This is a genomic window from Frankia sp. CcMO1 (assembly GCF_977945845.1).
Genome location: NZ_CDWTMG010000131.1, coordinates 1 through 6453, shown reverse-complemented (window position 1 = coordinate 6453; position 6453 = coordinate 1). Strand labels below are relative to the sequence as shown.

General features: G+C 69.5%; 4 protein-coding genes. All 4 read right to left on the bottom strand.

What is annotated here, in order from left to right; all coding sequences use genetic code 11:
• Positions 1 to 280: 280 nt before the first annotated feature.
• The 4 genes from gyrB to dnaN all read right to left on the bottom strand — a co-directional run bounded on the left by gyrB (position 281) and on the right by dnaN (position 5737).
• Entirely contained in the window at positions 281 to 2215 is a 1935-nt protein-coding gene (gene gyrB, locus AC08OU_RS15615; protein WP_476601111.1) for a DNA topoisomerase (ATP-hydrolyzing) subunit B, read from the bottom strand.
• 313 nt (positions 2216 to 2528) lie between these two features.
• Positions 2529 to 3320 (bottom strand): DciA family protein, encoded by a 792-nt coding sequence (locus tag AC08OU_RS15610; protein WP_476601109.1) that lies wholly within the window; start codon positions 3318 to 3320, stop codon positions 2529 to 2531.
• A complete protein-coding gene (gene recF / locus AC08OU_RS15605; RefSeq protein WP_476605205.1) occupies positions 3310 to 4527 on the bottom strand; it encodes a DNA replication/repair protein RecF in 1218 nt (405 codons plus the stop codon). The genes AC08OU_RS15610 and recF overlap by 11 nt, the downstream gene beginning before the upstream one ends.
• 1 nt (position 4528) lies before the next feature.
• Complete coding sequence (gene dnaN / locus AC08OU_RS15600) at positions 4529 to 5737, bottom strand: DNA polymerase III subunit beta (RefSeq protein ID WP_476605204.1); 1209 nt, start codon at positions 5735 to 5737, stop codon at positions 4529 to 4531.
• Between the last annotated feature and the right edge of the window lie 716 nt (positions 5738 to 6453).

Here is a 6453-nt window from a genome sequence, read left to right as displayed (position 1 = left end):
GAGATACGACCGCTGCATCTCGACTTCGATGCCGATGGGCTCGATGCGGTCGCCGGGGGGAGGAGGTAGGACGTCGACCACGGGGTCCTTCCAGGGCAGTGGGAGCAGTCGTCAGGGCGTCAGGGCGGGACGGGCGCCCCGGGCAACGGGGCCGGGTGGGATCCGACGGCGGGTGGGATCCGGAGCCCTCCGTTCGCCGGGTCGGACCGTCGGGATCGCCGCACCCGGACTGACCTGAGGGCCACCCGACGACCGATCCGAGGCACGCGACACGGCCGGGTCAGATGTCCAGGAAACGCACGTCCTTGGCATTACGTTGGATGAAGCTGCGACGCGCGTCGACATCCTCACCCATGAGCACGGAGAACAACTCGTCGGCGACCGCCGCGTCGTCGAGCGTGACCTGCAGCAGGATGCGCCGGTCCGGGTCCATGGTGGTGTCCCACAGCTCGGTGGCGTTCATCTCGCCGAGACCCTTGAATCGCTGGATGGCATCCTTGGGCAGCTTGCGCCCGGACTCCACCCCGCGGGCGACCAGCCCGTCGCGCTCCCGGTCGGAGTAGGCGTACTCCCAGTCCTCCCTACCCCATTTGATCTTGTAGAGCGGCGGCTGCGCCAGAAACACGTGACCGGCCTCGACCAGCGGGCGCATGAACCGGAACAGCAGCGTCAGCAGCAGGGTCCGGATGTGCTGGCCGTCGACGTCGGCGTCCGCCATCAATACGATCTTGTGGTAGCGCAGTTTCGCGATGTCGAAATCGTCGTGGATGCCGGTACCCAGCGCCTGGATGAGGGCCTGGACCTCGGTGTTCTTCAGGACGCGGTCGATGCGGGCCTTCTCGACGTTGAGGATCTTTCCTCGCAGCGGGAGGATCGCCTGGAACTTCGAGTCCCGACCGCCCTTGGCCGACCCACCCGCCGAGTCACCCTCGACGATGTACAGCTCGCACCGCTCGGGATCGGTGTACTGGCAGTCGGCGAGCTTGCCCGGCAGACCGGTGCCGCCGAGCAGACCCTTGCGCCGGGTCAGATCGCGGGCCTGACGGGCGGCGATGCGGGCCCGCTGGGCGTCGAGCGCCTTGCTGACGATAGCCCGAGCCTCGGTGCGGTTGACCTCGAACCAGTCCTTGAGCGCCGAGTAGCACATCTCCTGGATGAACTTCTTGGCCTCGGTGTTGCCGAGCTTGGTCTTGGTCTGGCCCTCGAACTGCGGCTGCGCGAGCTTCACCGAGATGATCGCGGTAAGGCCCTCCCGGATGTCGTCGCCGGAGAGCCGCTCGTCGCTGTTCTTGGCCCCGGCCTTCACCGGCTTGAGCAAGTTCTGGTCCTTGGCGTAGGCGTTGACGGCGCTGGTCAGCGCGGCCCGGAAGCCCTCCTCGTGGGTGCCGCCCTCGTGGGTGTTGATGGTGTTCGCGAAGGTGTAGACCGACTCGGTGTAGCCGCCGTTCCACTGCATCGCGAGCTCGGCCTCGATGCCCACGCCCTTCGACTCCAGCGAGATCACGCTGCGGTGGATGGTGTCCTTCGTGGCGTTGAGGTGACCGACGAAGTCGACCAGGCCGTTGGCGTACTTGTAGGTGACCGCCATGCGTTCCTCGTCACGCTCGTCGACGAGCGTGATCGACAGCCCCTTGTTGAGGAAGGCCATCTCCTGCAGGCGGCGGGCGAGCGTCTCGTACTTGTACTCGGTGGTCTCGAAGATCGTCGGATCCGCCCAGAAGGTGACCGACGTCCCGGTCTTGCGGGTGGTACCGGTCTTGGCCAGCGGCTTGTCCGGGCGGGTCGCCACGTACGGCTGGAACCAGACGTGCCCCTCCCGCTGGATCTCCACGTCGAGCCGGGTGGACAGCGCGTTGACCACGCTGACGCCGACTCCGTGCAGCCCGCCGGACACCGCATACGATTTGCCGTCGAACTTCCCGCCGGCGTGCAGGGTGGTCAGCACGACCTCGACGGCGGGCCGCTTCTCGGTGGGATGCATGCCGACGGGAATGCCGCGGCCGTTGTCGGTGACCCGCATCCCGCCGTCGGCAAGCAGCGTCACGGTGATGGTGTCGCAGTAACCGGCGAGCGCCTCGTCCACCGCGTTGTCCACGACCTCGTAGACGAGATGATGCAGTCCACGCTCTCCAGTGGAGCCGATGTACATACCAGGACGCTTGCGGACCGCGTCAAGACCTTCGAGAACCTTGATCGAACTTGCATCGTAGGCCACGCGGCGGGTCCCCTCGTTCTGGGCGGAAGTATCCACCAGTCTACCCGGCAACCCGCCATAGCGGACGCAGGGAGCCCCCTGACGTCTGCGCAGCGCCACGCACATGGGGATGGCCAACCCCCCCTACCGGACCGACTCCTCCGACCGCCTTGGCGCGCCTCCACGGCTGTCACCGGCACCGCGACCCCGCGGAACCGTCATGATCACCCCAGTCGCCCCGACGGATACCACAGGCGCTCTCCAGGCGCCAAGGGGCGCCTGGAGAGCGCAGGGGCGCAGGGAGCGTCAGGCGGGCGCCAGCCGAACGCCGGTCTCAGCCGTAGGTGTCACGGGGTCCTCGACCGCCGGTTCGGATGGACCCGTGCCGCCAGGACGGCGCCGTCGGTCCACGCACGACGATCCGGCGGACCACGTGTGGACCGAGCTCCCGGTGCAGGATGCCGAGGAGCTGCCGGGACAGCATGCGCAGCTGGGTCGCCCAGGCCGTCGACTCCGCGACAAGTTCCAGCTCTCCGTCACGCAGGGACACCGGGGTGCAGTGGTCGGCGATGTCCGGCCCGACGATGACATCCCATCGGGCCAGGACGTTCGCATCGCTCGCCTGAGCCTTCCAGCCACGGGCCGCCAGCAGCCGGTTGATCGCCGTCCCGAAACCGACCGGTTCGCGCCATTCCCGGCCGGGCGGTGCGATGCCCGGCATCCGCGGCCGGCGGGGCACCTGGTCGTCCGACGGGTCGGCCCGCCGGGCACCGAGGCGGGCCCGAGAGCCCGGGCCCCACGGACCGCCCGTCCCGGTGGCGCCGGCGGATGCCTCCTCATCGGCCCACGTGCCGCCGTCAGCACCTGGCATCCCGCCACCGCAACCAGGGCCGGGTCCGGCCGGACCCGGCCCGGCCGGGTGGCGGGCGGTGTGGCCGGCGCCCCCCCGTCCCCGCCCACGCTCCCGCGCGTCCCGTTTGGCCTGGGCGAGGATCTCCCGCGCCAGGTCCGCTCCGCGGGCTGCGGTGCCGTCCGGCCCCTCGGTCTTCCCTCGGCTCCCGGCACCTCCCCGGGACCGCCCGGGCGCGGTGGGATGGTCCCGGGGGTCTGGGCGCTCAGTGGGCATGCTGGACCTCTCCGTCGGCGACGGCGTACCGCACCCCGGTCAGCTCCGTGGGAACGTCGGTTTCGACCGCGGCTGTGACCAGTACCTGCTCCGCGGAGGCGACGAGTTCCGCGAGCCGACCGCGGCGACGCGTGTCCAGTTCGGCGAAAACGTCGTCCAGGAGCAGGACCGGCTCGCGGTCATCGGCACGCAGCAGGTCGAACGAGGCCAGCTTGAGCGCGAGGGCGAGGGACCAAGACTCGCCGTGACTCGCGTAGCCGCGGGCCGGGAGCCCGTTGATCGACAAGAGCAGATCGTCGCGGTGCGGACCGACCAGCGTCATCCCCCGTTCGACCTCCCGCGGCCGGGCGGCCTCCAGATCGGCGCGGATCGCCTCCGCCAGCATGGTCCGATCCGGTGCCGCCGGACCCGGCCGACCTGCGCCCGGCTGCTCTGGCTGGCCCGGTGGACCGGGTGGACCGGGTGGACCGGGTGGACCGGGTGCAGGCAAGGTGTCCGGGAGGGTGACGCTGGAACGGTAGTCCAGCGCGGTGGCGGACTCGGCGCCGGCGACGGCCTCGTACGCCGCGGCCACGGCCGGCCGCAACGCATCGACGAGTGCCAACCGCGCGGCCAGCACCTCGGCGCCATGCGTGGCCAGGTACCCGTCCCAGACGTCGAGGGTGCGCAGATCTCCCTGCCCCCCGGCTCGCCGGGCCGTCCCGGCGGTGCGTAGCAGGGTCGATCGTTGTTTGAGGACCCGGTCGTAGTCGGCGAGGACCGCGGCCATCCTCGGGGTCCGGGCGATCAGCAGCTCGTCGAGGAACTGACGACGCTGCGCCGGATCCCCCTTCACCAGGGCCAGGTCCTCCGGGGCGAACAGCACGGTGCACAGCAGACCGACGATGTCACGCGGCCGGGCGACGGGAGCCCGGTTCAACCGGGCCCGGTTCGCCTTTCCCGGAACGATCTCGATCTCCACCAGCGCGGCCCGGTCACCCCGGACGATCCTGGCGCGGATGACCGCCCGAGACGCGCCGTCACGGACCAGCGGGGCGTCCCCGGCGACCCGGTGGCTGGCCAGCGTGGCGACATAGCTGATCGCCTCGATCACGTTGGTCTTCCCCTGGCCGTTACCACCCACGAAGGTGGCCACTCCCGGACCCAGCGTTAGGTCAAGAGCTGGGTAGGACCGGAAGTCGACGAGGGACAGGTGCGTGAGGTGCACGTCACCCGTGCAGGCGGATCGGCATCAGCAGGTACCGGTAGTCGGGGACCTCGCCGTCGTCGTCGGCCTTCCGGGTCATGATCGCCGGCTTGTTCGCCGCCACCGCCGGGTCCTCCGCGCTGGCGAAACCGACCCGTACGACGTCCGACTCCAGCGCCCCGAGCGCGTCGAGCAGGTACGACGGGTTGAACGCCACAGACAGCTCCGGCCCATCGTAGGTCACCGGGAGGGTCTCCGTTGCCTGCGCCTCACCGCCCGTTCCAGCCTCCAGCACGAGGTGGTCCGGGGAAAACGTCAGCTGCACCGGTGCGGTCTTCGCAGCGACCAGCGCCACCCGTTTGACAGCCTCCTGCAACGGGGCGATCTCCAGCTGCGCGATCAACGGCGAGCTGTCCGGCAACAGCTTGCGGTAGGGCGGGAAGCTTCCGTCGAGCAACCGGGTCGTCGTCTGCCGGGTCGAGCCGGCGAAACCGGCCAGCGTCTCGCCGGAGGGCCCCGCCCCGAGCGCGATGGACACCTCCACCCCTGAACCCGACAACGACTTCGCGGTGTCGAGCAAGGTGCGGGCCGGCACGAGGGCGACCGTGACCGGTGTGGGCGGGGGGCTGTCCGCACCGGTCACACCGCCCGCACCGAGCCCGGCGGCTGTTTCCGATGGCCGCCACTTCAGCGTCCGCACGGCGAGCCGGTAACGGTCGGTCGCGGCGAGGGTGAGGGTGTCCCCCTCGATCTCGAGGCGGACCCCGGTAAGGACCGGCAGCGTGTCGTCACGACCGGCTGCGATCGCCACCTGTGAGACCGCTGCAGCGAACGCGGATCCCTCGATGTGCCCCGTGATCGGGGGCATGGCCGGAAGGGCTGGGTAGTCGTCCACCGGCAGCATCGGCAACGCGAACCGAGCATTGCCACAAGTGATCACCAAACGGGTGCCGTCGATGCCCAGATCGACCGGTGCCGCGGGCAGCGCCCGGGTGATCTCCGCGAGCAGTTTGCCGTTGACGAGCCCGCGCCCCTCCTCCGACACGGTCGCGTGCACCGTACACTGGGCGGCCACCTCGTAGTCGTACGCGGCGATCTTGAGCATCGGTCCGGTCGCGTCGAGGAGCAGGCCCGAGAGCACCTGCAACTGGGTGGTCGGCCGGCTCGGCAACGTGCGTGCGGTCCAGGCGACCGCTTCGGTGAATTCGTCCCGTTCCACCCGGAACTTCATGGTTAGGCCTCCTGTCGTTCCCTCCGGTTGTTCGGAGTCACCCCGCAGGGAACACCGACCAGCATCTCAGAGTGCCAGCAGACGCCGACGAGCGGTCGGCCGCGCTCCGGGCGCTTGCCTGGGGTCCAGCCGCGGCACGTAGATCGCTCGGATCCGGGCTCGAGCCGTTGTCCACACCTCCTAGTACTAAGAGTTTTTGATCATTCTTAGAAAAATCTAGTTGGTCGTAGTAGTAGGGGGTGTGGATACTGGGGATAACTGCTGTTTCCGCAGGTCAGAGGGGTTGTCGGCCGGTGCAAATCTTGTGGGTGGATCTGTGCATGCGCGCAGTGGTTATCCCCAGGCCCGATCTGCGTCCACAAGGACCACGTTGTCCCTCCACAGGCCTTCCCCGAGTTGTCCACAGGCTGTCCACTGCCACTCCACCGTTCCGACCGCAGGCTGTCCACAACGTTTTCCACAAGCTGTGGGCGGAACCACCCAGTGGGCTCGGTGCGGTTGTCCCCGGTTGTCCCCGGTTGTCCGTGGTCGTTCGGGGGAGTCCTGCCCCGCGGCGTCCGGTCCATGCGCCATGTGTGACACCCGGCGAGGCGTCACGCCCCGCCGTCGGGCGGCAGCCATCGGTCCGCAGGACCGTTCTGGCCGGGGGGAATAGGAGGAACCGTGCTGCCCGGCGGTGGGCAGCGGCGGTGGCAGCGGGCAGCGCCCCTAGGGCC